The 26,091-nt window shown below is 70.7% G+C and carries 28 protein-coding genes and 1 tRNA gene; 17 read left to right on the forward strand and 12 right to left on the reverse strand.

Annotated features, from left to right (window positions below; translation table 11 throughout):
* Positions 1-135 precede the first annotated feature (135 nt).
* Positions 136-357, reverse strand: a complete 222-nt coding sequence (locus EIZ62_RS14970) for a hypothetical protein (protein WP_156693170.1) — start codon at positions 355-357, stop codon at positions 136-138.
* A 154-nt stretch (positions 358-511) separates the two neighbouring features.
* Between EIZ62_RS14970 and EIZ62_RS14975 the strand changes: the two genes are divergently transcribed.
* Together EIZ62_RS14975 and EIZ62_RS14980 are read left to right on the forward strand one after the other, a co-directional pair.
* The gene (locus tag EIZ62_RS14975; protein ID WP_156693171.1) at positions 512-1,687 is read left to right on the forward strand and encodes a pyridoxal phosphate-dependent aminotransferase; all 1,176 of its coding nucleotides are present in this window, start codon (positions 512-514) and stop codon (positions 1,685-1,687) included.
* Between the two features lie 171 nt (positions 1,688-1,858).
* A complete protein-coding gene (locus EIZ62_RS14980) occupies positions 1,859-3,019 on the forward strand; it encodes a hypothetical protein (protein WP_156693172.1) in 1,161 nt (386 codons plus the stop codon).
* Positions 3,020-3,032: 13 nt separating this feature from the next.
* Here EIZ62_RS14980 and EIZ62_RS14985 read toward each other — a convergent pair whose 3' ends face one another.
* Together EIZ62_RS14985 and clpB are read right to left on the reverse strand one after the other, a co-directional pair.
* Positions 3,033-3,575, reverse strand: a complete 543-nt coding sequence (locus EIZ62_RS14985) for a type III secretion system chaperone family protein (protein WP_156693173.1) — start codon at positions 3,573-3,575, stop codon at positions 3,033-3,035.
* Positions 3,576-3,702: 127 nt separating this feature from the next.
* Positions 3,703-6,297: an ATP-dependent chaperone ClpB gene (gene clpB, locus EIZ62_RS14990; RefSeq protein ID WP_156693174.1), complete on the reverse strand. Its 2,595-nt coding sequence runs from the start codon at positions 6,295-6,297 to the stop codon at positions 3,703-3,705.
* A 120-nt stretch (positions 6,298-6,417) separates the two neighbouring features.
* On the opposite strand from clpB, the gene EIZ62_RS14995 reads away from it, so the two are divergent.
* The gene (locus EIZ62_RS14995; protein WP_167536377.1) at positions 6,418-6,831 is read left to right on the forward strand and encodes a pyridoxamine 5'-phosphate oxidase family protein; all 414 of its coding nucleotides are present in this window, start codon (positions 6,418-6,420) and stop codon (positions 6,829-6,831) included.
* Between the two features lie 120 nt (positions 6,832-6,951).
* Here EIZ62_RS14995 and EIZ62_RS15000 read toward each other — a convergent pair whose 3' ends face one another.
* Complete coding sequence (locus tag EIZ62_RS15000; protein ID WP_073756807.1) at positions 6,952-7,269, reverse strand: Rieske (2Fe-2S) protein; 318 nt, start codon at positions 7,267-7,269, stop codon at positions 6,952-6,954.
* Entirely contained in the window at positions 7,266-7,613 is a 348-nt protein-coding gene (locus EIZ62_RS15005) for a hypothetical protein (protein ID WP_156693176.1), read from the reverse strand. Before EIZ62_RS15005 ends, EIZ62_RS15000 begins: the two co-directional genes overlap by 4 nt.
* Before the next feature lie 132 nt (positions 7,614-7,745).
* Between EIZ62_RS15005 and EIZ62_RS15010 the strand changes: the two genes are divergently transcribed.
* Positions 7,746-8,726 carry a helix-turn-helix transcriptional regulator gene (locus EIZ62_RS15010; protein WP_156693177.1) on the forward strand — a complete coding sequence of 327 codons (981 nt, stop codon included), beginning with the start codon at positions 7,746-7,748 and terminating at the stop codon, positions 8,724-8,726.
* Positions 8,727-8,728: 2 nt separating this feature from the next.
* Positions 8,729-9,217, forward strand: coding sequence for a hypothetical protein (locus EIZ62_RS15015; protein ID WP_156693178.1), 489 nt, complete (start codon positions 8,729-8,731; stop codon positions 9,215-9,217).
* Between the two features lie 170 nt (positions 9,218-9,387).
* Here EIZ62_RS15015 and EIZ62_RS15020 read toward each other — a convergent pair whose 3' ends face one another.
* The 5 genes from EIZ62_RS15020 to dnaK all read right to left on the reverse strand — a co-directional run bounded on the left by EIZ62_RS15020 (position 9,388) and on the right by dnaK (position 14,300).
* Positions 9,388-9,999 (reverse strand): DUF4232 domain-containing protein, encoded by a 612-nt coding sequence (locus EIZ62_RS15020; protein WP_156693179.1) that lies wholly within the window; start codon positions 9,997-9,999, stop codon positions 9,388-9,390.
* A 74-nt stretch (positions 10,000-10,073) separates the two neighbouring features.
* Complete coding sequence (locus EIZ62_RS15025; RefSeq protein ID WP_156693180.1) at positions 10,074-10,529, reverse strand: heat shock protein transcriptional repressor HspR; 456 nt, start codon at positions 10,527-10,529, stop codon at positions 10,074-10,076.
* A 1-nt stretch (position 10,530) separates the two neighbouring features.
* Positions 10,531-11,721, reverse strand: coding sequence for a molecular chaperone DnaJ (gene dnaJ / locus EIZ62_RS15030; RefSeq protein WP_156693181.1), 1,191 nt, complete (start codon positions 11,719-11,721; stop codon positions 10,531-10,533).
* A gap of 39 nt (positions 11,722-11,760) precedes the next feature.
* A complete protein-coding gene (grpE, locus tag EIZ62_RS15035; protein ID WP_156693182.1) occupies positions 11,761-12,447 on the reverse strand; it encodes a nucleotide exchange factor GrpE in 687 nt (228 codons plus the stop codon).
* Positions 12,444-14,300 (reverse strand): molecular chaperone DnaK, encoded by a 1,857-nt coding sequence (gene dnaK, locus EIZ62_RS15040; protein ID WP_156693183.1) that lies wholly within the window; start codon positions 14,298-14,300, stop codon positions 12,444-12,446. Before dnaK ends, grpE begins: the two co-directional genes overlap by 4 nt.
* Positions 14,301-14,585: 285 nt before the next feature.
* On the opposite strand from dnaK, the gene EIZ62_RS15045 reads away from it, so the two are divergent.
* The 3 genes from EIZ62_RS15045 (at position 14,586) to EIZ62_RS15055 (ending at position 18,568) form a co-directional block, all read left to right on the forward strand.
* Positions 14,586-15,134, forward strand: coding sequence for a sugar transferase (locus tag EIZ62_RS15045; protein ID WP_156693184.1), 549 nt, complete (start codon positions 14,586-14,588; stop codon positions 15,132-15,134).
* 84 nt (positions 15,135-15,218) lie between these two features.
* Positions 15,219-17,480: a (Fe-S)-binding protein gene (locus EIZ62_RS15050; protein WP_156693185.1), complete on the forward strand. Its 2,262-nt coding sequence runs from the start codon at positions 15,219-15,221 to the stop codon at positions 17,478-17,480.
* Between the two features lie 191 nt (positions 17,481-17,671).
* Positions 17,672-18,568, forward strand: a complete 897-nt coding sequence (locus EIZ62_RS15055) for a Yip1 family protein (RefSeq protein ID WP_156693186.1) — start codon at positions 17,672-17,674, stop codon at positions 18,566-18,568.
* A 63-nt stretch (positions 18,569-18,631) separates the two neighbouring features.
* On the opposite strand, the gene EIZ62_RS15060 is transcribed toward EIZ62_RS15055, so the two are convergent.
* On the reverse strand, positions 18,632-19,129 hold the full coding sequence (locus tag EIZ62_RS15060; RefSeq protein ID WP_156693187.1) for a phosphoribosyltransferase: 498 nt from the start codon (positions 19,127-19,129) through the stop codon (positions 18,632-18,634).
* A 2-nt stretch (positions 19,130-19,131) separates the two neighbouring features.
* Positions 19,132-19,707 (reverse strand): dCTP deaminase, encoded by a 576-nt coding sequence (dcd, locus tag EIZ62_RS15065; protein ID WP_156693188.1) that lies wholly within the window; start codon positions 19,705-19,707, stop codon positions 19,132-19,134.
* A gap of 494 nt (positions 19,708-20,201) precedes the next feature.
* Between dcd and EIZ62_RS15075 the strand changes: the two genes are divergently transcribed.
* From EIZ62_RS15075 to EIZ62_RS15115, 9 genes are all read left to right on the forward strand, one after another.
* Positions 20,202-20,275: transfer RNA gene (locus EIZ62_RS15075), tRNA-Gly, on the forward strand.
* Between the two features lie 221 nt (positions 20,276-20,496).
* Positions 20,497-21,645 carry a hypothetical protein gene (locus tag EIZ62_RS15080; RefSeq protein WP_244375706.1) on the forward strand — a complete coding sequence of 383 codons (1,149 nt, stop codon included), beginning with the start codon at positions 20,497-20,499 and terminating at the stop codon, positions 21,643-21,645.
* A 3-nt stretch (positions 21,646-21,648) separates the two neighbouring features.
* Positions 21,649-22,113: a hypothetical protein gene (locus EIZ62_RS15085; protein ID WP_208827923.1), complete on the forward strand. Its 465-nt coding sequence runs from the start codon at positions 21,649-21,651 to the stop codon at positions 22,111-22,113.
* 231 nt (positions 22,114-22,344) lie between these two features.
* Positions 22,345-23,574 carry a helix-turn-helix domain-containing protein gene (locus EIZ62_RS15090; protein WP_156693191.1) on the forward strand — a complete coding sequence of 410 codons (1,230 nt, stop codon included), beginning with the start codon at positions 22,345-22,347 and terminating at the stop codon, positions 23,572-23,574.
* A 55-nt stretch (positions 23,575-23,629) separates the two neighbouring features.
* The gene (locus tag EIZ62_RS32460; RefSeq protein WP_244375708.1) at positions 23,630-24,076 is read left to right on the forward strand and encodes a hypothetical protein; all 447 of its coding nucleotides are present in this window, start codon (positions 23,630-23,632) and stop codon (positions 24,074-24,076) included.
* A complete protein-coding gene (locus EIZ62_RS15100) occupies positions 24,073-24,294 on the forward strand; it encodes a hypothetical protein (RefSeq protein WP_156693192.1) in 222 nt (73 codons plus the stop codon). Before EIZ62_RS32460 ends, EIZ62_RS15100 begins: the two co-directional genes overlap by 4 nt.
* Positions 24,295-24,396: 102 nt before the next feature.
* Positions 24,397-24,945 (forward strand): hypothetical protein, encoded by a 549-nt coding sequence (locus EIZ62_RS15105; protein ID WP_156693193.1) that lies wholly within the window; start codon positions 24,397-24,399, stop codon positions 24,943-24,945.
* The gene (locus EIZ62_RS15110) at positions 24,942-25,625 is read left to right on the forward strand and encodes a phytanoyl-CoA dioxygenase family protein (RefSeq protein WP_167536378.1); all 684 of its coding nucleotides are present in this window, start codon (positions 24,942-24,944) and stop codon (positions 25,623-25,625) included. The genes EIZ62_RS15105 and EIZ62_RS15110 overlap by 4 nt, the downstream gene beginning before the upstream one ends.
* 31 nt (positions 25,626-25,656) lie before the next feature.
* Positions 25,657-26,082 (forward strand): hypothetical protein, encoded by a 426-nt coding sequence (locus tag EIZ62_RS15115; protein ID WP_156693194.1) that lies wholly within the window; start codon positions 25,657-25,659, stop codon positions 26,080-26,082.
* Positions 26,083-26,091: the final 9 nt, after the last annotated feature.

The raw sequence follows: 26,091 nt of genomic DNA on the forward strand, positions 1-26,091 counted from the left end.
CATCCCCTGGGGGGCCTGCCGGTTCAACTGTTCAAAAGGAAACGGCCGATGGGGCGGGCGCCGGGTCAACGAAAGGGCGCCCGGCGGAAGTTCACCGCCGGGCACCCTCCGTGGTCGCGGACCGGCTGCCCCGTGTCAGCTGCCTCCGCCACCACATCCACCGCCGCCCCCGCAGGAGGACGACCCCCCTCCGCAGGACGAGCCGCCCCCGCAGGACGAGCCCCCCGTGGACCCGGCCCACCAGCTGTTGCCGGACCCGCCCCCACGGCGCCGGCTCCTCCCGCCCCCCGCCGCGCCCACCGCGACGAGGAACCCCACCAGGACGATCAGGCCGCCCACGATCAGGACGATCGTCATGTTCATCACCTTCCCCCGTGTCGTTCGTGACTGGGGGATGCCCCCCTCCGCACCCCTCCCAATCGGAATTGAGCAAGTCCAGAGGTTCGCCGGGCGGCGGCCGGGCGCGGGCGGCCGGCCGGAGCACTTGAGGACTCCCCGGCTTGAGCCCAGGATGGCCGCCATGACACGACCGCCGCTCAACCGCCGCCTCGCCGAGTTCGGAACGACGATCTTCGCGGAGATGTCCGCCCTCGCCGTCTCCACCGGCTCGGTCAACCTGGGCCAGGGCTTCCCCGACACCGACGGCCCCGAGGAGATCCGCGAGGCCGCCGTCCGGGCCCTCAGGGACGGCAGGGGCAACCAGTACCCGCCCGGCCCGGGCGTGCCCGAGCTGCGCGACGCCGTCGCGGACCACCAGCGCGAGCGGTACGGCCTGGAGTTCGACCCCGGCACGGAGGTCCTCGTCACCGCGGGCGCCACCGAGGCGATCGCGGCGTCCCTGCTCGCGCTGGTCGAGCCCGGCGACGAGGTGATCGCGCTGGAGCCGTACTACGACTCGTACGCCGCGTGCATCGCCATGGCGGGCGGCACCCGCGTCCCGGTGACCCTGCGCCCGCACGACGGGCGGTTCGTCCTCGACCTCGACGAGCTGCGGGCCGCCGTCACCGACCGCACCCGCCTCCTCCTGCTCAACACCCCGCACAATCCCACCGGCACCGTCCTCACCCGCGAGGAACTGGCCGCGATCGCCGAACTCGCCGTCGAACGCGACCTGCTCGTCGTCACCGACGAGGTGTACGAGCACCTGGTCTTCGACGACGCCGGGCATCTGCCGCTCGCCACGTTCCCCGGCATGCGCGACCGCACGGTCACCATCTCCAGCAGCGGGAAGACCTTCTCGTACACCGGCTGGAAGGTCGGCTGGGTCACCGGCGCGCCCGAGCTGGTCACGGCGGTGCGCTCGGCGAAGCAGTACCTGACGTTCGTCTCCGCCGGGCCGTTCCAGTACGCGATCGCCGAGGCGCTGCGGCTGCCGGAGACGTACTTCGACGGGCTGCGCGCGGACCTGACCGCCAAGCGGGACCTGCTCGCCGACGGGCTGGAGCGGGCGGGCTTCACCGTCTTCCGGCCCCGGGGCACCTACTTCATCACCACCGACATCCGCCCCCTCGGCGAACAGGACGGCATCGCGTTCTGCCGCGCCCTGCCGGAGCGCTGCGGCGTCGTCGCCATCCCGCACGCCGTCTTCTACGACCACCGCGAGCAGGGTGCGCCGTTCGTACGGTTCGCGTTCTGCAAGCGGACCGAGGTGCTCCAGGACGCGGTGAAGCGGCTGGGCACCCTGTAGCCGCTGCGCGGCGCCGTGTCACGGCGACACGCGCGGGGCGGGGTGCCGGGCGGAGGGGACCACCCGGGCGGGCCGCCAGCGGTCGCGGCGGGCGCGGGCGGCGCCGATGGTCGGGGTGAGCCGTCCACGCGCGCACGGAGGTGCACCCTGTCCGCCGAGACCTTCGACCACGTGACCGCCGCCGGAGCCGCCCCTTCCGTACCGGGGTGGCGCGCGGCGCTGTACCGCGCGGCACCGGCGCTGGGCCTGTTCGCCGCCGCCCGGCTCACCGGGATGCTGGTGACGGCGGTGTGGGCCTGGCACACCGGCCGCTCGCCGCGCGCCCTGCTGGCCCTGTCCTGGGACTCGGACTGGTACCTGGGGATCGCCGCGTCCGGCTACGGCACGACCCTGTACTGGCCGGACGGCGTGGTCCAGTCGGACCTGGCGTTCTTCCCGCTCTACCCGGCGCTCGTACGGACGGTGAGCACCGCCCTGCCGGTCGCGGACGGCACGGCGGGGCTGCTGGTGTCCTGGACGGCGGCCGGGGCGGCCGCGTGGGGGATCTTCCTGATCGGCGAGCGGCTGTACGGGCGGGGCGTCGCGACCACGCTGGTGGCGCTGTGGGGCCTGCTGCCGCACTCGATCGTGCTGTCGATGGCGTACACCGAGCCGCTGCTCACGGCGTTCGCCGCCTGGTCGCTGTACGCGGTGCTCACCGGCCGCTGGCTGTGGGCGGGAGCCCTCGCCGCGCTGGCGGGGGCGGCGCGGCCGAACGGGATCGCGGTGGCGGCGGCGGTCGGTGCGGCGGCGCTGTACGCGGCGTACCGCCTCTGGCGGGGCGAGCGGCGGACCGACTGGCGGCTGTGGGCCGGGGCGGCGGTGGCGCCGGTGGGGTGGGTGGGTTACGTGGTGTGGGTGGGGCTACGCAAGGGCGATCCGCTGGGCGGGTACTTCGCGGTACAGGCGGGCTGGACGTCCCGGTTCGACTTCGGCGTGGGGACGTTCGGTTTCCTGCGCACGGTGCTGACCCGGCCGATGGAGCTGGGCTTCACCATGTCACTGCTGATCACCGGGGTGGGCGTGGTGCTGTTCGCCCTGCTGGCCCTGGAGCGGCCACCGCTGCCGGTGCTCGTGTACACGGCGGTGCTGGTGGTGATCGCGGTGGGCGGGTCCGGGTTCTTCGAGTCGAAGCCGCGCTTCCTGCTCCCGGCGTTCCCGCTGCTGGTGCCGGTGGCGTGCGCACTGCGCAGAGCCCGGCCGAGGGCGGCGGCCGTGGTGGTCACCGCCCTGGCCGGGCTGTCGTTCGGCTACGGGACGTACCTGCTGACGCTCGCACCGATGGCGCTGTAGCCCCTGGTGGGGTTCAGACCTCGTCGCCGGGCTTCTCGTCGCCCTCGGTCTCCAGGCCGAACTGCTCGGCCAGCCACTTGTCGAACTCGATCGACGCGCGGACCCAGCTGACCGTCGACTGGACGAAGTGCTCCAGGCTCACGCCCGTGCCGATCAGCATCTGCGCCTCGCCGATGAGCCGCACGGTCGCGCCGCCCTGCTCGTCCTCGTGGAGGTGCGTGTAGACCTTCGGCCACAGGGTGCGGCGGTTCCAGTCGTCGATCGTCTCCAGGATCTGCGCGCGGTTCTCGACCGGGTGCGGGCGGTCGTAGAAGGTCCGCACCGAGAAGACCTGCTGCTCCTCCTCGCCACGGAACATGAAGTACGTGCGGAACTCCTCCCACGGCGCCGCGAGGTCACCCTCGTCGTCGACGACGTACTTCAGCTCCATCTGCTCCAGGAGCTGCTTGACCAGGTCCTGGTCCGGGATGACGGGGCCGGCCGGTCCCGCGCCCGCCTGGGGCTCGGGCTCGGGCTGGCCACCGAAATTCGGAATCGAGCCGGGGTCGATGCTCACCGTGATTTTCCCTTCGAACGATTCCTGCCATCCTCTCCCATCCCCGGCCGGGGCTGGCAACCCGGAACACGGCCGATCCGCTGCGAGCTGACACATCCGGCACGGGGAGGGGAAGCCGGGCGCCCCGCTACCGCGCCGCGCCGACGATCAGGCCGTCCTCGAAGCGGTCCACGCGCACCGTGTCGCCGTCCGTGACCTCGCCCGCGAGGATCTCCTTGGCGAGCCGGTCCCCGATGGCCGTCTGCACCAGGCGGCGCAGCGGGCGGGCGCCGTACGCCGGGTCGAAGCCCTCGGCGGCGAGCCAGTCCAGTGCGGCGGGGGTGACGTCCAGGGTGAGCCGGCGCTCGGCGAGCCGCTTGGCCAGCCGGTCGATCTGGAGGCCCGCGATGTGGGCGAGCTGGTCCCGGTCGAGCGCGGTGAAGACCACGATGTCGTCGAGGCGGTTGAGGAACTCCGGCTTGAAGGACGCCCGGACCGTCTCCAGCACCTGCTCCTTCTTCTGCTCCTCGGCGGCCACCGGGTCCATCAAGAATTGGCTGCCGAGGTTGGAGGTGAGGATGAGGATGGTGTTGCGGAAGTCGACCGTGCGGCCCTGGCCGTCGGTCAGTCGGCCGTCGTCCAGCACCTGGAGCAGGACGTCGAAGACCTCCGGGTGCGCCTTCTCCACCTCGTCCAGCAGCACCACGCTGTACGGGCGGCGGCGCACCGCCTCGGTGAGCTGGCCCCCCTCCTCGTACCCGACGTAGCCGGGAGGGGCGCCGACGAGCCGGGCGACGCTGTGCTTCTCGCCGTACTCGCTCATGTCGATGCGGACCATGGCCCGCTCGTCGTCGAAGAGGAAGTCGGCGAGCGCCTTGGCCAGCTCGGTCTTGCCGACGCCGGTGGGCCCGAGGAAGAGGAACGAGCCGGTGGGCCGGTCGGGGTCGGAGATGCCGGCGCGGGTGCGGCGCACGGCGTCGGAGACCGCCCGTACGGCCTCGGACTGGCCGATCAGCCGGCGGCCGATCTCGTCCTCCATCCGCAGCAGCTTCTGCGTCTCGCCCTCCAGCAGGCGCCCGGCCGGGATGCCGGTCCAGGAGCCGACGACGTCGGCGATGTCGTCGGCGCCGACCTCGTCCTTGACCATCGTGTCCTTCGTGTCCTTCGCGGCCTCCTGCTCGGCCTCGCTGGCCTCCTCCAGCTCCCGCTCCAGGGCCGGGATCTCGCCGTACAGCAGCTTGGAGGCGGTGTCGAAGTCGCCGTCGCGCTGGGCGCGCTCGGCCTGGCCGCGCAGGTCGTCGAGGCGCTCCTTTAGCTCACCGACGCGGTTGAGGCCCTGCTTCTCCTTCTCCCAGCGGGCGGTCAGGCCGCGCAGGTCCTCCTCCTTGTCGGCGAGGTCGCGGCGCAGCTTCTCCAGGCGCTGTACGGAGGCGGGGTCGGACTCGTTCTTCAGCGCCAGTTCCTCCATGCGGAGGCGGTCCACGGCGCGCTGGAGCTCGTCGATCTCCACGGGCGAGGAGTCGATCTCCATCCGGAGCCGGGAGGCGGCCTCGTCGACGAGGTCGATGGCCTTGTCGGGCAGGAACCGGGAGGTGATGTACCGGTCGGACAGGGTCGCGGCGGCGACCAGCGCCGAGTCGGCGATCTGGACCTTGTGGTGGGCCTCGTACCGCCCCTTGAGGCCGCGGAGGATGGCGATGGTGTCCTCGACGGTCGGCTCGGCGACCAGGACCTGCTGGAAGCGGCGCTCCAGGGCGGGGTCCTTCTCGATGCGCTCGCGGTACTCGTCGAGGGTGGTGGCGCCGACCATGCGCAGCTCGCCGCGGGCCAGCATCGGCTTGAGCATGTTGCCGGCGTCCATGGCGGAGTCGCCGCCGGCGCCCGCGCCGACGACCGTGTGGAGCTCGTCGATGAACGTGATGATCTGGCCGTCGCTGTCCTTGATCTCGGACAGGACGGTCTTCAGCCGCTCCTCGAACTCGCCCCGGTACTTGGCGCCCGCGACCATGGCGCCGAGGTCGAGGGCGACCAGGCGCTTGTTCTTCAGGCTCTCGGGGACGTCGCCCTTGACGATGCGCTGGGCGAGGCCCTCGACGACGGCGGTCTTGCCGACGCCGGGCTCGCCGATGAGCACCGGGTTGTTCTTGGTGCGCCGCGACAGGACCTGCACCACGCGGCGGATCTCCTGGTCCCGGCCGATGACCGGGTCGAGCTTGCCCTCGCGGGCGGCGGCGGTGAAGTCCGTGCCGAACTTCTCCAGCGCCTTGTACTGACCCTCCGGGTCCGGTGTGGTCACGCGGCGCCCTCCCCTTGCCTTCTCGAACGCGTCCAGCAGCTTCTTCGCGGTCGCGCCCTGCCGCTCCAGCACCTCGCCGGCCCGGCCGCCCTTGGCCGCGATGCCGATGAGCAGGTGCTCGGTCGACAGGTACTCGTCGCCCAGCTCCTTGGCCCGCTGCGAGGCGTCGGCGATGACGGCGAGCAGCTCCCGGTTGGGCTGCGGCGGGGCGACCGTGGAGCCGGTGACGCTGGGCAGGGCGGCGGTCACGCCCTCGGCGGCGGAGCGCAGGGCGGCCTGGTCCGCGTCGACGGCGGCGAGCAGGTCGACGATGTTCTCGTTGTCCTGGCCCGCGAGCAGCGCGAGCAGCAGGTGCGCGGGGGTCAGGTCCGGGTGTCCCTCGGACACGGCACGGCTGCTGGCGGCGTTCAGCGCGTCACGGCTCTTGTTGGTCAGCTCGGCGTCCACGTGCGGTCTCTCCTCCTCGGTGCAGCGAGTCCCACGACTATGACTCATCGAACGTACGTAAAGTTGAGTCTATTCCACTCAAGATGGTGCGGGATACGTGCCGCCGGTAGGTTCGCGGACATGGCCATCGACCCCCGCGATCCCGGTGACACGTACCTCGGCTTCTGGCGCGAGTACCACATGTGCACCTTGACCACGCCCCGCCCGGACGGCACTCCGCACGTCGTGGCGGTGGGCGTGACGTACGACCCGGAGGGCGGCGAGAGGGGCATCGCCCGGGTGATCACCAACAAGCACAGCCGGAAGGTCGCCAACGTACTGGCCGCGGGTCCGGAGGGGGCGCGGGTGGCGGTGTGCCAGGTGGACAAGGGCCGCTGGGCGACGCTGGAGGGCGTGGCGCGGGTGCGCACCGAGCCCGAGGTCGTCGCGGACGCGGTGGAGCGGTACGCGGCGCGCTACGACCGCACGCCGGCACCGAACCCGGACCGGGTCGTCATCGAGATCGCCCTCACACGGGCGATGGGACGCGCCTGACGCCGGCGGCCTGACGGCGACCGTACGCGGACAGCACAACGGCGCCATCGTGTTCAGGTCCACGATGGCGCCGCTGTGTGGGGGAAGCACCTGAGCGATTTACAACGACGGGGGAATCGCTCAGGCGCTGCGGGGGGTGGCGGTGGTGGTCTCAGGCTCGACGAGCTGGTGGTCACGCTGGTCGAGGTTGACGAAAATCATGCCGTACCGGATGGCGCACCGGACGGGCTGCGGAGCTCCGCGGGGCCGTCGGAGGCATCGGTAGGCTCGGATGTCCTCGTCGTCTCCGCGCGTGATGACGATCGGCTCCCCGAAGAGGGTGACCATCAACGAATCGCCACTGTGCGGCACAGCCGTGACGAGGTCGATGAAATGCCACCCGGACCGGTAAGCGGATGCCATCTCGCGCCGGAAGCGCGAGTCGTCGGGAACGTTCATGCGCCGACGAGGGTCCAGCCGGGGTCGTTCGCCGCCGGGCCCGCCTGCGCGGGCGCGGCGGTCCAGCCCGGGTCGAACGTCTCCGGTCCCGGCCGCGCGGACGCGAGGGTCCAGCCGGGATCCTGTACGGCGGCACCCGACCTGACGGGTGCGGTGGTCCACGAGGGGTCGTTCACCATCAGTCCCGGCGCGGCGGGCGCAGCGGTCCAGCCCGGGTCCTGCGTCGTGATTCCGGTGCCGGGAGCCGCCTGCGAGTCCTGACCCTCGGCCGCCCCCAGAACCCCTACCGCGCCGGCAGCGATGAACGCACTGGCAACCACCGCGCGTATGAGTCTCTTCGTCATCACCGAGCAACCTCACTTGAAGGCAACGTCTCTTTCCAACCCCCGCGGCTACGACGATTGCTCACTCTCCACGCTTCCACCACCTGCGGCAGGCATCATGTTCCTGAGATGCAGGAGCCTGGGGGTGTACAGATGAGCGTAAATCCGGACAAGCCTGGCCACCCCCATTCCCACACAGAGTTGTGCGATGCGGGTTCCGAGCTCTACGCCAACGCCTTGCGCAGTGGACGAATACCCCGGTCAGAGGCGGATGAGGTGCCGTGCCTGCTCGACCTGTCGCTCCTGCACCCCGACCCGGACGACGCCCAGTGGCTCCGTCCCGTGCCGCCCTCCTCCGCGCTGGCCCAACTGCTCCAGCCCATCGAGCGCGAGATCCTGGAGCGTAGACGTCTCACCGTCGAACTGTCCGACGCGTTCGAGCCATTCATGGCCATCAGCGCGCAGAACGCCCCCACCACGCACGCCATCACCGTGCTGGAGGGCCTGAGCCGCATCAACGCCACGCTGGACCGCGTCGTCGCCGGCTGCGAGAAGGAACTGCTCACCGTCCAGCCCGGCGGCGGACGCCCCGCCCACGGCCTGAGCGAGGCCCTGCGCCGCGTCCGGCCCCTGCTCGGCCGGGGCATCCGGATGCGCACGCTCTACCAGCACACCGCCCGGCACACCGAACTGACGCTGACGTACCTGGAACACGTGGGCCCCGAGGTGCAGGTGCGCACCCTGGAGCAGATCATCGACCGGCTGATCATCGTCGACCGCGAAGTCGCCTTCGTCCCCGCCCGCAGCGACCGCCAGGTCGCCCTGGAGCTGCGCCACCCCGGCCTGGTCGCCTACCTCGCCGGGGTCTTCGACCAGTTCTGGCAGCTCGCCGTGCCCATCAACGAGGAGATCCCCTACGACCTGAAGTCCGACGGCATCAGCGGCGTCCAGCGCTCCATCGCCAAACTCCTCGTGGAGGGCCACGTCGACGAGGCCATCGCCCGCCGCCTCGGCATGAACGTCCGCACCTGCCGCGCCCACATCGCCAAGCTCGCCGCCGTCCTCGGCAGCGGGAGCCGCGCACAACTGGGCTACCTCATAGCCCAGTCCGGCATCCTGGAGCAGGACCACTGACCATGCACGACACCTTCCCCGCCGCCCCCGCCGTGGACCTGCGGTCCGCCACCGGCACCCTCGACGTCACGGGCCCCGGCCTCCCGCACGTCCGGCTCGTCCGCGCCGCCGGCACCGAGGCCGACCCGCACATCCCGATCGGCACCCGCGACCCCGCCCTGCTGACGCTCACCGTCGACGGCCGCCCGGTCCCCCTCCGGCCCGCCAAGGGACGGCTCTCACGCCGCTCGTACCGCGTCGACGTCCGGCTCGACGGCACCCGCTACCGGCTCGTGCCCTGTTCGTACGGCGACAGCCGGCTGCTGCGCGACGGCCGCCGGATCGGCGAGCTGGAGTCGTCCGGCGACGGCCGCGTGAGCGCCGACTGGCACGACGACACCGAGCCGCGCCCCCTGGACGTCGCCATCGGCACCGCCCTCGCCGCCGCCTTCGGCACGGGCGCCCAGCCGCTGTGGGAGGCGACGCTGGACATGGTGACGGAGTTCTTCTAGGGCGTGTTTCGAAAGTAGCGTCGTCCGCCCGGAGGGCGGGGCCGGGGGCGTCTGGGGCGTGCGATCGCAAGGCGGAGGTCGGAGAGCGCAGCGGGCTGCGCCGACGGCCGACAACGCCGCGAGGGTGCGTGCCAGGCGTTCCCGGCCAGACGGGACTTTCGAAACACGCCCTAGCGGTCCTGAGCAGGGCGCCAGGGGGTGACCTCGACGCGGCCGGTGTTTCCGAGGTCCAGCGGGCCGCCGTCCTGCGGGGCGGCCGTCTGGGCGGCCGCGCCGGGCGCGGGGGTGACCCTGACGTAGGCGCCGTTCGTCGCCACCACGTCGGTGCGGGTCACCGTGTTGCGCCAGACCACCGAGGCGGTCGCCCGGGCGCCGGGTGCGAGGACGAACACCGAGGGCTTGGTGGTGGTGTCCACGTCCGAACCGCGCACGACGGTGACGTCCAGCTTCTCCCGCTCCTCGCCGAGCACGTCGAGCGCGGGGTACCCACTCACCTCGAACGGCCTCGTTCCGCAGTTGTGCAGGGTCAGGCCCATCGCCCGCAGCCCCATGGCGGCCTCGGTCATCCCCGTCCCGACGCGCACCCCGGAGACGGGGCAGTCCGCCTCCTCCGCCGCCCGGGACCCCGGGCTCGCGGGACCCGGGCTCGCGGTGATCCGCTCCGGCAGCGGCGCGTCACCCGTCTCGTCGTCGCAGCCGCCCACCGCGAGCACGGCCACGGCCGCCATGAGCACCGCCCCGGCGCGCAGCCGGCCGTGCGAGGCCCCCCATGTCATACGCATCCCGGGATCATCGCACGCCCGTACGACGACGAAAGGCCCCCTCCGCCGCGAACGGAAGGGGCCCCTCCAGGGTGTCAGGTGTGCTCGCCGCGCTTCTTCGGCGGGCGCCACACCACCAGCGCGCTCGCCTGCTGGACCTCCTGGTACGGCACCAGGTCCCGCCGGTACGAGGCGTGCACCTGCGCCTCCCGCTGCCGCATCGCCGCCGCCGCGCCGTCGACCGCCGCCGACAGCTCCGCGATCCGCGACTGGAGGGCGGCGACCTGGTTCTCCAGCTCGATGATCCGCTTGATGCCCGCCAGGTTGATGCCCTCGTCCTGCGACAACTGCTGCACCTGCCGCAGCAGTTCGATGTCACGGGCCGAGTAACGCCTGCCCCGCCCCGCCGTACGGTCCGGCGACACCAGGCCCAGCCGGTCGTACTGACGCAGCGTCTGCGGATGCAGGCCGCTCAGCTGGGCCGCCACCGAGATGACGTACACCGGTGTCTCTTCGGTCAGCTCGTACGGATTGCGACGGCGTCCGTCCATCTCAAGCCCCCTTCGCGGCCTGGAACAGCTCGGCCCGCGGGTCCTCACCCGCCGTGGCCTCCCGGTACGTTTCGAGCGCCTCGCGCGCCTTGTCGCCCAGGTCCACGGGCACGGCCACCTCGACGGTGACCAGCAGGTCCCCGCGCGTGCCGTCCTTGCGGACCGCCCCCTTGCCGCGGGCGCGCATCGTCCGGCCGTTGGGCGTGCCGGCCGGGATCTTCAGCGTGACCGGGGGCCCGCCGAGGGTCGGCACCCTGATCTCGCCGCCGAGCGCCGCCTCGTCGAACGTGACGGGCACCGTGACGGTCAGGTTGTCGCCCTTACGGCCGAAGACCGGGTGGGAGTCGACGTGCACCACCACGTACAGGTCACCGGCGGGGCCGCCCCGCTCGCCGGGCGCGCCCTTGCCGCGCAGCCGGATGCGCTGCCCGTCGGAGACGCCCGCGGGGATGCGGACCTGCATGGTGCGGGACGACTTGGCGCGGCCGCTGCCGTGGCAGACCTCGCACGGGTCCTGGGCGATGAGCCCGCGTCCCCGGCAGTCCACGCACGGGTCGGTCAGCGAGAAGGAGCCGCTGCCGCCGCGCGAGACCTGGCCGGTGCCGACGCAGGTGGGGCACACGCGCGGTGTGCCGTTCTTGTCGCCGGTGCCCGAACAGGCCTTGCAGGGCTGCTGGCTGGACATCCGCAGCGGGACCGTGGCCCCGTCCACCGCCTCGGTGAAGCTGAGCGTCACCTCGGACTCGACGTCCTGGCCGCGGCGCGGCTGCGTGCGGCTGCCCGTGGTGCCGCCCCGGTTGAACAGGCCGCCGAAGACGTCCCCGAGGCCGCCGCCGAAGCCACCGGCGCCGCCCGCCGTGCCGGCCCCGCCCTGGGCGCCCCCGAAGAGGTCGCCCAGGTCGAAGTTGAACGTTCCGCCGGCTCCGCCACCGGGACCGGCGCGGAAGCCGCCGTTGCCGAACAGGGCACGGGCGTCGTCGTACTCCTTGCGCTTCTTGGCGTCGCCGAGGACGTCGTTCGCCTCGGAGATCTCCTTGAAGCGCGCCTCGGCGCCCGCGTCACCCTTGTTGGCGTCCGGGTGGAACTCGCGGGCGAGCTTCCGGTACGCCTTCTTGATCTCGGCCTCGGTGGCGTCCTTGGGGACGCCGAGAACCTTGTAGTAGTCCTTCTCCACGAAGTCCTTCGTGCTCATCGACGTCCCTCCTTCCGGTCACCGGTCATGGTCCGTGCGTCAGCCCTCGTCGGGGCCACCGCTCTCCTCGTCGGCCGCCTTCGGCTCCTCCTTGGACGCCCCTCCGGCCTGCGCGGCCGGCGTGGCGCCCGGCTGGGGCTCGGCCACCGCGACCCGGGCGGGCCGGATGGTCCGCTCGCCGATGCGGTACCCCGGCTGGAGGATCGCGACGCAGGTCGTCTCGGTGACGTCCGGCGCGTAGCTGTGCATCAGGGCCTCGTGGATCGTCGGGTCGAAGGGCTCGCCCTCCTTGCCGAACTGCTGGAGGCCCATCTTCGCGGCGACGGTCTCCAGCGATTCGGCCACCGACTTGAAGCCGCCGACCAGCTCGCCGTGCTCGCGGGCGCGGCCGATGTCGTCGAGCACCGGCAGCAGCTCCGTCAGGAGGCTCGCGACGGCGATCTCCTTGACGGTGACCCGGTCGCGCTCGACCCGGCGGCGGTAGTTCTGGTACTCGGCCTGGAGCCGCTGGAGGTCCGCGGTGCGCTCACCGAGCGCGGAGCGGGCCTGGTCCAGCTGGGCCGTCAGGCCGGCGACGGTAGCGGTCGCGTCCCCTGCCGGGGCCGCCGGGCCCTCCTCCGCGGGGTTCGCGGAAGGAGTGGCACCGGCGGGCTCGGCGGCGTCGTCGGGCGTGGCGCCGGAGGGGACGTCGGGCTTCTCCTCGAAGCCCGGGGTCTCCTCCGTCATGCGGCCCCCTTCGGCTTCTCGTCGTCGACGATCTCGGCGTCAACCACGTCGTCGTCGGCGGCGGCACCCTGGGCGGCGCCCGGGGCGTCACCCTCGGCACCGGCGGCTCCGCCCGCGGCCTGGGCGTCCGCGTACATGGCCTGGCCGAGCTTCTGCGAGACGGCCGCGACCTTCTCGGTGGCGGTGCGGATCTCGGCGGTGTCCTCGCCCTTCAGCTTCTCCTTGAGCTCGTTCACCGCCGTCTCGACCTCGGTCTTGACGTCGCCCGGAACCTTGTCCTCGTTGTCCTTGAGGAACTTCTCCGTCTGGTAGACGAGCTGCTCGCCCTGGTTGCGGCTCTCGGCGGCCTCGCGGCGCTTGTGGTCCTCCTCCGCGTACCGCTCGGCCTCCTCACGCATCCGGTCGACCTCGTCCTTCGGCAGCGAGGAGCCGCCGGTGACGGTCATCTTCTGCTCCTTGCCCGTGCCCAGGTCCTTCGCGGTCACGTGCATGATGCCGTTGGCGTCGATGTCGAAGGCGACCTCGATCTGCGGGACGCCGCGCGGGGCCGGCGGGAGGCCGGTCAGCTCGAACATGCCGAGCTTCTTGTTGTACGCCGCGATCTCGCGCTCGCCCTGGTAGACCTGGATCTGCACGGACGGCTGGTTGTCCTCGGCCGTGGTGAAGATCTCGGACCGCTTGGTCGGGATCGTGGTGTTGCGCTCGATGAGCTTGGTCATGATGCCGCCCTTGGTCTCGATGCCGAGGGACAGCGGGGTCACGTCGAGGAGCAGGACGTCCTTGACCTCGCCCTTGAGGACACCGGCCTGGAGCACGGCGCCGATGGCGACGACCTCGTCCGGGTTGACGCCCTTGTTGGCCTCGCGGCCACCGGTCAGCTCCTTGACGAGCTCGGCGACGGCCGGCATACGGGTGGAGCCACCGACGAGGACCACGTGGTCGATCTCGGAGAGCTGGATGCCCGCGTCCTTGATCACGTTGTGGAACGGCGTCTTGCAGCGCTCCAGCAGGTCCGAGGTCAGCTGCTGGAACTGGGCGCGCGTGAGCTTCTCGTCCAGGTGCAGCGGGCCCTCGGCGGAGGCCGTGATGTAGGGCAGGTTGATCGAGGTCTCGGTGGACGAGGACAGCTCGATCTTGGCCTTCTCGGCGGCCTCGCGGAGGCGCTGGAGGGCCATCTTGTCCTTGGACAGGTCCACGCCGTGGCCGGACTGGAACTGCTTGACCAAGTAGTCGACGACGCGCTGGTCCCAGTCGTCACCACCGAGGTGGTTGTCACCGTTGGTGGCCTTCACCTCGACGACGCCGTCGCCGATCTCCAGCAGCGAGACGTCGAAGGTGCCGCCACCGAGGTCGAAGACCAGGATCGTCTGGTCGTCCTTGTCGAGGCCGTACGCCAGGGCGGCGGCCGTCGGCTCGTTGACGATGCGCAGGACGTTGAGGCCCGCGATCTCGCCGGCCTCCTTGGTGGCCTGGCGCTCGGAGTCGTTGAAGTACGCCGGGACGGTGATCACCGCGTCGGTGACCTTCTCGCCCAGGTAGGCCTCGGCGTCGCGCTTCAGCTTCTGCAGGATGAAGGCGCTGATCTGCTGCGGGTTGAAGTTCTTCCCGTCGAGTTCGATCTTCCAGTCGGTGCCCATGTGACGCTTCACGGACCGGATGGTCCGGTCGACGTTCGTGACCGCCTGGCGCTTGGCCACCTCGCCGACGAGCACCTCGCCGTTCTTGGCAAAGGCGACGACGGACGGCGTGGTCCTGGCACCCTCGGCGTTGGTGATGACGGTGGGCTCGCCGCCTTCCAGAACGCTGACGACGGAGTTAGTCGTGCCCAGGTCGATGCCGACCGCACGTGCCATTTTCGATTCCTCCAGCTGACTTGAGTGGAACAGGCTCAAGGATGCATGACGCCCGGACGTGAGTCAACAGGCTTGAGTCGTGGTCGCTCAACTTCACTGCCTGGGGCCGTGGCAGCATCCCGGCGCACGGCGCCCGCGCGGCGCGGCACGACCCGCCGCGTACCCGCGAACCACTACCACCTCACACACAACCGTGCGATCGTTCAAACAACGAAGCAAAAGCCGCATGAGTTGCCAAGAGCGGCAAAATCGCCATCCTTCGCAAAGTCGTCAGGTGTGTGTCCCATGCGCCCCTCCCCACTCCCCCGCTCCCCACACCCCAAGCGCATCCTCGATCTGACCCTCGGCACGGCCCTGCTCGCCCTGGTGGCCCCGCTGCTCCTCGCGGGCGCCCTGGTGACGGCCCTGAGACGGCCCCCCGGCGGGGTCTTCGTACGCGAGACGAGAACCGGCCTCGACGGCCACCCCTTCACCCTGCGCCACCTGCCCGTCCGCCGATTCCGGCTGGACGTGCTCTCGTGCCTGCCGCATGTCGTGCGCGGCGAGATGTCGCTGGTCGGCCCGGCCCCGCTGCCGCCGGGCGCCCCCGGCGCCGACAGCCCCTGGCGCCGGAGCGTGAGACCGGGGCTGACCGGCCCGGCGCAGCTCCGCCGCGCCTCCGCGCTGCCGTGGGACGAGCCGCTGCTGCTGGACCAGCACTACGTGGAGCACCAGTGGATCGGCCTGGATCTCGCCCTGCTGCTGGGGACTGCGCGGGCGCTGCGGGCCGTGCCCGGTCAGGCTCACCTGAGCGACGCAGATCACCGCCTGCGCGGCTACAGTGCGGCGGGATAACTGGGTACGCTCAGCACGGACTGAATAAGTTACCGCTTAGTAGTGCCCCAAGCTCTCCCACCCTCGCAGGCCCGAGGAGCCTCCATGCAACTCGCCGCGATCATTGTGTCGCTGACCCTGACCGTGGTCGGCGTTGCGCTGCTCGCCCGCGCCATCGGCCAGTTCGTCCGGTACTTCAAGCTGGGCCAGCCCGTCCCCGCCGGCACCCGGACCGACAACCCCTACCAGCGCAGCGTCACCCTGGTCAGGGAGTTCCTCGGTCACACGCGGATGAACCGCTGGGGCATCGTGGGCATCGCCCACTGGTTCGTGGCCGTCGGCTTCCTGACGCTGCCGCCGACGATCGTCACCGCCTACGGCCAGCTGTTCCAGGCCGACTGGACGCTGCCGGTCCTCGGCGGTTTCCTGCCGTACGAGCTCTACATCGAGTTCATCGGCGCGATGACCACCCTCGGCATCGGCGTGCTGATCGTCATCCGCCTGCTGAACCTCCCCTCGCGCCCCGGCCGCAAGTCGCGGTTCGCCGGCTCCAAGATGGGCCAGGCGTACTTCGTCGAGTACGTCATCCTCACCATCGGCCTGGCCATCTACGTGCTGCGCGGCCTGGAGGGCGCCCTGCATCACGTCGACCACTACGAGCCGGCGTACTTCGCCTCGTACCCGCTGGTCCTGGCGTTCAAGGGCCTCAGCGTCGGCGCGCTGCAGAACCTGGTCTACCTCTTCGCGATGATCAAGCTGAGCACGACCATGATCTGGATGATCACGGTCTCGCTCAACACCAACATGGGTGTGGCCTGGCACCGCTTCCTCGGCTTCCCGAACATCTGGTTCAAGCGCAACGCCGACGGCTCCACCGCCCTCGGCGCGCTCCAGCCGATGACCACCGCCGGCAAGGAGATCGACTGGGAGGACCCGGCGGAGGACGCCGTCTTCGGCGTCTCCCAGGTCGAGCAGTTCTCCTGGAAGGGCATCCTCGACTTCTCCACCTGCACCGAGTGCGGCCGCTGCCAGTCGCAGTGCCCCGCCTGGAACACCGGCAAGCCGCTCTCCCCCAAGCTGCTGATCATGTCGCTGCGCGACCACGCGCACGCCAAGGCCCCGTACCTGCTGGCCGGTGGCGGCAAGACCATGGAGGGCGACGAGAAGGCCTCCGAGGAGCAGCTGAAGGACGTCCCGGCCGCCGCCCTCGCCGAGGCCGAGCGCCCGCTGATCGGCACGCTGGAGGAGAACGGCGTCATCGACCCGGACGTGCTGTGGTCCTGCACCACCTGCGGCGCGTGCGTGGAGCAGTGCCCGGTCGACATCGAGCACGTCGACCACATCGTCGACATGCGCCGCTACCAGGTGATGATCGAGTCCGCGTTCCCGTCCGAGGCGGGCACGATGCTCAAGAACCTGGAGAAGAAGGGCAACCCCTGGGGGCTGGCCAAGAAGCAGCGCGTCGAGTGGACCAAGGAGGTCGACTTCGAGGTCCCGATCGTCGGCAAGGACGTCGAGGACCTCACCGAGGTCGACTACCTGTACTGGGTCGGCTGCGCCGGCGCCCTGGAGGACCGGGCCAAGAAGACCACCAAGGCCTTCGCGGAACTGCTGCACATGGCGGGCGTCAAGTTCGCGATCATGGGCGGCGAGGAGAAGTGCACCGGTGACTCGCCGCGCCGCCTGGGCAACGAGCCGCTGTTCCAGCAGCTCGGCCAGGAGAACGTGGCGATGCTGAACATGGCGTTCGGCGAGGATGACGAGGACGAGTCGACGAAGAAGCCGAAGTCGGCCAAGAAGATCGTCGCGACCTGCCCGCACTGCTTCAACACGATCGCGAACGAGTACCCGCAGCTCGGCGGCGAGTTCGAGGTCATCCACCACACCCAGCTGCTCCAGCACCTCATCGACGAGGGCAAGCTGGTTCCGGTGACGCCGGTCGACGGCCTGATCACGTACCACGACCCGTGCTACCTGGGCCGCCACAACAAGGTCTACACGCCGCCGCGCGAGATCATGTCGGCCGTCCCGGGCCTGCGCCAGCAGGAGATGCACCGCCACAAGGAGCGGGGCTTCTGCTGCGGCGCCGGTGGCGCGCGGATGTGGATGGAGGAGCGGATCGGCAAGCGCATCAACACCGAGCGCGTCGACGAGGCCCTGTCCCTCAACCCGGACATCGTCTCCACCGCCTGCCCCTTCTGCCTCGTGATGCTCACGGACTCCGTGAACGGCAAGAAGAACGACGGCAAGGCGAAGGAGACCCTCCAGGTCGTGGACGTCGCCCAGCTCCTGCTGGACTCGGTCAAGACCCCGGTCGAGCCGACGCCGGCGGAGGACGCGGACGCGGAGCCCGAGCCGGTGAAGTAGTTCCGGAGGTACGTCACCGAAACGGCCGGACCTGCCCCGAGGGGGCGGGTCCGGCCGTTCGCGTACACCCTGCCGGGCCCGCAGGAAGCCTCCGGGGAGCCCCCTTAGGGGATGTCACAGCTCCGCAGCAAAGGCGCCCCGTCTCCGGGCCCCGTCCACGGGAGACGCCGGGACCGGGTACGTTCGATGACGTGGCTGGATTCAGGATCGGACGCGGCCGGAGCAACCGCACCCCGCAACAACAACCGCAGCAGGCGCCGTACGGCGGGCCCGCGGCGCCGCCCCCGTACGGGCAACCGCAGGCGCGGTGGCCCCAGGGGCAGCAGGCGTACCCGCAGGGGCAGCAGCAGCCGTACGGCGAGCCGGAGTACTTCGGCGACCCCTACGCGCAGGCGCACCCCGCTCCCCCGCACGACCCGTACGCCGCGAACAACCCGGGTCACACCCGGGCGTTCAGCATCCACGACGAGGCGTACGCGGGCGACGGCGCCCCGTACGAGGGCGGCGGCACCACCTACCAGGCGGGCGCCACCCACGCCCCGGCGGGCCCGCGCCTGCACTGGAAGCAGCTGCTCAACGGCATCGTCATGCGCCCGGGCCCCACGTTCTTCCAGATGCGCGACCACGCCGTCTGGGGCCCCGCGCTGGTGATCACCTTCCTCTACGGCCTGCTGGCCCTCTTCGGGTTCGACCAGGCCCGCGAGGACGCGATCAACGCCACGCTGTCGACGGCCGTCCCGTACGTCCTGGTGACCGGCGCCATGTTCGTCGTCGGTGGCCTCATCCTCGGCGCGGTCACCCACACGCTGGCCCGCCAGCTGGGCGGCGACGGCGCCTGGCAGCCGACGGTCGGCCTCTCGATGCTGATCATGTCGATGACGGACGCCCCGCGCCTGCTCTTCGCCCTGTTCCTCGGCGGCGAGAACACCTTCGTGCAGATCGTCGGCTGGTTGTCCTGGCTGGCGGCGGCGGCGCTGTTCACGTCGATGGTGAGCAAGTCGCACGACCTGCCGTGGCCGAAGGCCCTGGGCGCGTCGGCGATCCAGCTGGTGGCGCTGCTGTCGCTGCTGAAGCTGGGCACGATCTGACGCCCGACGCACGAGGAAGGCCCCCGCACCAGGCGGGGGCCTTTCTCGTGATGTCCGCGTACGTCAGGCGTCCAGAACCTGCCCGGACCGCTGCACGACGGGCTTCTCGACGCTCCACGGGAAGTTGATCCACTCGTCGGTGCGCTTCCAGACGTACTCGCACTTCACCAGCGAGTGCGACTTCTCGTAGATCACTGCGCTGCGCACCTCGGCGACGTTGCCGAGGCAGAAGTCGTGCACCAGCTTCAGCGTCTTGCCGGTGTCGGCGACGTCGTCGGCGATCAGCACCTTCTTGTCGCTGAAGTCGATCGCGTTGGGCACCGGCGCCAGCATGACCGGCATCTCCAGCGTGGTCCCGACGCCGGTGTAGAACTCGACGTTGACCAGGTGGATGTTCTTGCAGTCCAGCGCGTACGCCAGGCCGCCGGCCACGAACACCCCGCCGCGCGCGATGCTCAGCACGATGTCGGGCTCGTACCCGTCGTCCGCGATGGTCTGCGCGAGCTCGCGGATCGCGGTCCCGAACTTCTCGTAGGTCAGGTTCTCCCGTACGTCACTCATGCTCACACCTGCGTCCGATGGAAGTTCTGGAAGGACCGCGAGGCGGTCGGCCCCCGCTGCCCCTGATAGCGCGATCCGTACTTCTCGGAGCCGTAGGGGAACTCCGCCGGCGAGCTGAGCCGGAACATGCACAGCTGCCCGATCTTCATGCCCGGCCACAGCTTGATCGGCAGCGTGGCGAGGTTCGACAGCTCCAGCGTCACGTGCCCGGAGAACCCGGGGTCGATGAACCCGGCCGTCGAGTGCGTCACCAGCCCGAGCCGCCCCAGCGAACTCTTCCCCTCCAGCCGGGAGGCGATGTCGTCGGGGAGGCTGATCACCTCGTACGTCGACGCCAGCACGAACTCACCCGGGTGCAGGATGAACGCCTCGTCGCCCGGCGGCTCGATCAGCCGCGTCAGGTCCGCCTGCTCGACCGCGGGGTCGATGTGCGGGTACCGGTGGTTCTCGAACACCCGGAAGTAGCGGTCCAGCCGCACGTCGATGCTCGAGGGCTGCACCATGGAGTCGTCGTACGGGTCGATGCGTACCCGCCCGGCGTCGATCTCGGCCCGGATGTCCTTGTCTGAGAGAAGCACGTCCCGAGGATACGCAGAGCGCGCGGGCCCGCCCCAATCGGACAGCCCCGCGCGCACTCCCGTACCCGCCGTACCCGCGCTACCGCCGCTGCGCCCCCACGGGCACGGCCTGCCGCAACCGCGCACACCGCGGACACCGCAACAGCCGCCCGGGCCCGATCCGGCCGGCCCCGAGCTGCTGCATCGGGAACGAAGCGGTACTGAACACGTGCCCCTCGGCACAGCGGACGGCGACGGCGCGCTCCATGGAGTCCAAGTCCATCAAGTCCCTTCCCCAATGATGCGTGGACGAGAAAGCCACATTAGGGGATCAACGGGACACCACTCCACGCGGCACTCCGCCCCCACACCGTACGCCCCAACTCCCCCCACCCGCACACCGATCCGTCCCCCACACAGCACAAAGACCCCGCGGCGCGATACACCGGGGGCCGACGGATGGGGTACAGTGAGCGACGGTACGACGCCGGTTCACATGGACCGGTCCGTCTTACGCGGGTGTAGTTTAATGGTAGAACATGAGCTTCCCAAGCTCAGAGCGCGGGTTCGATTCCCGTCACCCGCTCCAAGGTAAAGCCCCAGGTCAGAGACCTGGGGCTTCGTCGTTGTCTAGACCTCTTGGGGGCCGCGTGCCATTCGCGTGCCATACCGGACCTCGCGCGGAGTCAGGGCGGGGGCCGATCGGTCCAGATCGCTCGTATCGGGAACGGCGAACTCGGGGGGAGAACGGGCGCACAGCATGGGCAGAAGTCCATCCCGCTGCTCGCGCGATTGAGTGATGATGGCGCCGTGATCGTGGACCTGAGCAACTACGAGCTGGTGTGGCCGACATCGCTTTTCGTGTCGGAGGGGGAACGCATCCTGAGGACCAAGGGCTCCCGTTCCTCATGGGAAGAGCGCGTGGAGTGGCTCCTCACTGAGGCCCTGGTCGGATCGACAGCCGTTGCGGACTTCCAGGAAGTCGAGACCCCCCACGGCGGCTGGGGCTCCACGAGGGAAAGCCGGTACAGGGGAGACACCCGGGAGGACTGGTTCGAGGAACTCATCAGCCGAGCTTCGGAGATCCGACCCGCAGTCGCGCCCCGACCGTACTGGCCTCAGTGCCAAGGGCTCAGCCTCTCTGCCAAGGGGAGCACCGCGCGAGATGTCCGGCGCGAGTTCTCGCTGATCGTCAGCGACTTCGCGGACAACGGGTACTTGGTCGAACAATTCGGCGAAGACTGCGTCGACGGCCCGGAGGACCTGCCTGACGCCTCTGCTGTGATCGCGCGGCGCCTGGGCATCCCGGGCCTGTGGCCACTGACTCCGACGGTCTGGGACGAGGACATCTTCTACGGTCTGATCGAGGTCTTCCACGATCTCGTCAGCCGTCCGCGACTGCGGCGCTTCCACTCCTACGGCGCATGCGGCTGGCATCACTCGGAGTTCCACAACGGCCCTGCTCGAATCCTGTACCGCACGAAGGTCAACGAGCTGCTGCGTGAAGTCGGAATCGAGTACGAGCTCGCCGCAGAGGGCGAGGACTTGGGTCGGCTTGTCACCGTGACCGACGACGCGCGCCACCAACTGGTGCACCGCGTCCTCAACGACAGCCCGCCTACCGTCACCGCCCGCGTCCGGCACGCAATCGCACTCTTCCGTGCTCGCGACGCCTCCCTGGAAAGCAAGCGGTCGGCGATCGTTGCAGCTGTCGGCATTCTGGAGGAGCGCCGCTCCTTGATCCGCGAAGAACTCGGGAAGCCCAACGACGGCGATCTCTTCAAGATCGCCAACGGGTTCGACCTGCGCCACCGTCGCGCGGACCAGCTCGCCGACTACAACGACGCCTTCCTGGACTGGATCTTCTGGTGGTACCTCGCCACCATCGAACTCACCAACAAGCTGATCGAGGCAGCGGAACCCCCGAGGGGCGGCTCCGGATCTGAGCCTCCCTTCTGACCGGTGTGGGAGCAGCAGGTGGAGGCCGCTCTGGACCTCCAGACCGCGTACGCGCACGTGGCCGTCCCGGTCCTGGACGACCTCGTCCGCCGCACGCCCGGCATCCAGACCAAGCAGCGCTACGCCCGCCACCTCCAGCAAGCAGTCCCGGAACACGCCGACCGCATCCTCCAGGACCCCGCCTGGGACGGCCTCGCCGCAGTCCTCGCCGAAGCGGAAACGGCCGGCCACAACCCAGCCAGCCTCCTCCACCAGGCCCTCGGACAACGCACCCTCGACGACGCCCGCAACCCCGCCCGCACCCTGACCTGGCGCATCCACCGCCTCGGCCAACGCCACACACCCGGCCCCCGCGCCCAGGCAGCCATGGCCCGCAGCACCACGCGAGTTCCCACCACCCCGACCCACCCGCCGTCAGCCACATCGATCGCCGCACAGCAGTCGACTGCACACACGCGACGGCGGTGATCAGCCAGCCTGTTCATTCTGTGAACGGTGGTCGTGTTCACTCGGTGAACGGTCGATCTGTTCACCGAGTGAACAGGCGCCCCGCAAAGGTCTGGGAAGCCAGCACAGGACTGCCACCCCTGCAACTGCCTCACGCGCTCGCAGTGTCCTGGGTACCGTGCTGGTGACGAAATCTGTACGGACAGACCGGCGCAGCCCGCACGGACGTCCGGCGGTTGGGGAGGTGTCCTGATGCTGGAGGAAGCCGAGGAGATCGGCCGGCGCGTCCGCAGGGCGAGGCTGCGGCTGGGGATGCCGCAGGCCGATCTCGCCACGGCCCTGGGGAAGTCGCAGGGCTGGGTGTCGAAGATGGAGCGGGGCCTGATCGAGCTGGACCGGGTCGGTCTACTCAACCAGGTCGCCGCCGAGCTGCACGTCCACCCGAACGACCTGATCGGGCGCCCGTACAGCAGCTCCCCGGACGACAACCGGTGGCAGGTCGCCGCCTCCTCTATCCTGCGCGAGCTGCGCCGCTACGACCTCACCCCCGTCTTCGACGGGACACCGCGCCCGGCGCCGCAACTGTGGCGCGAGGTCACCCGCCTCCACCGGCTCCGGGACACCGCCTCGAACGTGGCGATCCTCCGAGTCCTGCCGGACCTGTTCCGCGAGGCACGGGCCCTGGCCGAGGCGTCGGAGGGGCACGAGAGGGAGGAGGCGTGCGCGATCTACGCGGTGTGCTGCAAGTTCGCGCACACCGCCGCCCACTCCCTCGGCCACCCCGAGCTGGTCGCGATGGCCTGTGAGCGGGCCGCGTGGTCGGCCCGACTGTCCGGCGACCCGGTCCTTCCTGCGGTCGCGGACTGGATGCGGGTCTGGGACATGTGGGCGACGGCCGACTGGGCGGACGCCCTGACGCTGTCGGACAAGGCGATCGGGTCGGTACAGCAGGCATACGAGCACGGTGAACCGCTGGCCGTACGGGCCTGGGGAACCCTCCAGCTCCGGGCCGCGGTCTCGGCCGCCCGCGCCGGCCGCGCGTCAGAGGCGGAGGACCGGATCGGGTACGCGAGGGACGCCGCCGAGCGAATGGACGCATACGTCGGCGCGCCCATCTACGACCGGCACTCGCTGACGTTCTCCTCCGGGAACGTGCAGATCCACGCCATCAGCGTCGCCCTGGAGATGGGCGAGCAGGGCAAAGCCCTGGAGATAAATCGCCGCACCAGCCCCGAACTGGTTGGATCGCTGCCCAACTCGCGTCAGGGACATCACCACATGGACATCGCGCGGGCCTGGTTGTGGGACGGCAACCGGGCCAAGGCCCTCGGCGAGCTGGAGACCGCCGAGCGGATCGCGCCCCAGCTCGTTCGGAACCACCCCATCGCCCGCTCCACCCTCCGCAGCATCGTCTACGCCGAACGGGCAGCCACCCGCGAGAAGTTGCGGCGCATGTCCGACCGTTTTCACCTGGACGGATAGGGGTCGTATTCCTCGGGCTCATATTCGGGGTCGCGGCCGTCCCTAACTTCTGAGCATGACCGGACGACGCCTTCCCCATCTCCCCTCCCAGGGAGCCGAGTTAGGAACAGCGGCTCCCTTCCGCCCCCGGCTCGGTGACCTCGCCGCCGACACCGCCCGCAAGGGACGGGTCGGCGTCGTGGTGACCCTCCCCGGCGAGGACTCCGCCACCACCTACCACCTGCGCCCGCCCGGCGGCGGCCCCGCCTGGTCCGCCCCGGCGGACGGCACGACGCTGCGCCCGGTGCCGGCGCAGGCCACCCACGTCACGCTGCTGCCCGGCCGCGACGCGGTCTACGACCCGCGCGCCCGCCAGGGCTCCGTGCCCGTGGAGATCTACTTCGAGGACGGCTCGACCCGTGAGGGAGCCCTTGTCCTCACCTCGGCCGAACTGGAGCGCCTCTACACGCAGACCAGCCGCCTCCTCGATGCCCACGAGAACGCACTCGGCGGCACCACGTGAGCGGGGCCCGCCACCGCCGGCCCTACAACGCTGGCCCCGGCCGGGGTCGGTCCGACCGCAGCAGCCGGCTCGCGCTGACGTTCCTCGCCTTCGCCGGACTCGTCGGGCCGGCCTGGTCCCTGCGTGTCCACGTCGATCCGTCCCTCGGCCCCACCGGCCACCCGGCCGTCATGGCCACGCCCGACTCCAGCCCGCAGCTCCTCGCCGCCGACCGCTGAACGGCCCTCCGCCGAGGAGACCCGGAGCCTCCCCGTACTGCTCCCGCACCACTCGGCGGAGGGCGACCAGCCCCGTACTCCCGATACGCGAACGGTGAACCCATGACCACATCCCTCGAACCGCCCGCCGTCCTGGACTTGGGCAGACTTTTGGAACACACCACTCGTGGCCTCGCCTACGCCGACGAGCGCGACGGGGACCGCTCGATCGAGAACGTACTTCTGAGCAGGACCGACTCGGAGACGTCGTACCGGCGGACGGCCATGGAACAGCTGCTCTGCGGGCTCTGCTCGGAACTGCCCGAGCGGACCGCCGACGGCGTCCTCTGGCTGCTGCCACTGCCCACGGGTGCACCGGACGACCCGCGGTGGGACGGCTGGCCCGAGGGCGTCAGGACCACCGAGCCGCCCGTGTGCCTCCAGCACGCAACGCCACCGCGCGCGGGCGTCGGGCACAGGGTCTTCTACGCAGCCGAGGCCGAGCTCGTCGGCGTCCACGGAACGCTCCACCCCGCGCCCGGGGTTCTGGCTGCCCCGGTCGACCGGATGCTGAGGTTCGACGACCCTCGGATGCACTGGATGCTCGCCCACTCCTACGTACGGCAACTCCACAGGCTCACCCCCGCCAACGGGCAGGGGAGGACGCGGTGACGACCGGCCTCGGGCCGCTCGGCCCCCACGGCATCCGCAGGTTCCGGGGCTGGGCAACGCCGGCCGCCGCCACTGCCCGCGCCGCCCACCTGACCGCCAGGTACCGGGCCGACCGCACGGAAGTCGTCCGCAACCCGCACCTGACCGCCGAGTGGGCGCGGCACGCCGTACGCTCCCCGGTCCTCCTCAACGCCGTACGGAGGGCGATCGGGCCGGACATCGCCGTGGAGAACACGTTCCTGGTGATCAAGTGGCCCGGCCACCCCTTCGAAGTGCCCTGGCACCAGGACGGCATCAACGACCGGATCATCCTCGACCCTCGCCGCTCGGTCGCCGCCTGGCTGGCCCTGACCAACGCCGACGAGGCAAGCGGCTGCCTCCGCGTGATCCCCGGCTCCCAGCAATACGGCTATCGGCAGTACGGCACCGAGCCGGACGCCGGAGCCGCCCGGGGCCGGGCACTGAGCGTCGGCGGCATCGACACCGCGCAGGCCCAAGCCCTGCCGTCACAGGGCGGGGACGGCTGCCTGATGGACGTCCGCCTCGTCCACAGCTCAGCCTCCAACACCGGGGCCGGCGTCCGCATCGGCCTCAACATCCGCTTCGTCGCGCCCGCCGGATACTCCGTGCGCGACGGCTCAGACCCCAGCCTGTACCCGGTCTCCGGGACCGGCTGGTAGTTCAACCCATCCACGAGAGGAGAGCACCACCGTGACCATCCTCAAGGAGTTCCTTGCCCAGGACGCGCCCGCGCGGGTCCGCGTTCTGAACGGCGAGGACACCGACGCCGCCCGCCGCGGCGAGAAGAAGCCGGTCGTCCGCAGCGAGTGCACCTACTACTGCCCGGACGAGGCGACCGCCCGCCGCTGCATCGAGGCGCTGGAGGAGTCCGACAGGCGGCTGCGCGAGCGCCCGGAGGAGCTGATGCTCTGGGACTGGCAGGCCACGTACTTCGAGGCCGAGCAGGGCAACGCCAACGGCGGCGGCACCGTCATCCTCGGCGTCGCCTGGTACGAGGAGGACTTCTTCGCCGACAGGCGTGACGCCTGGTTCGGCGTGATGCACCAGCGCATCTACAAGGACCTCGGCATCCCGCTGGAGAACATCGAGGTCTTCCACTGGCGGCTGATCGCCTGACGACCGGCC

This window comes from Streptomyces ficellus, assembly GCF_009739905.1.
GTDB lineage: Bacteria > Actinomycetota > Actinomycetes > Streptomycetales > Streptomycetaceae > Streptomyces > Streptomyces ficellus_A.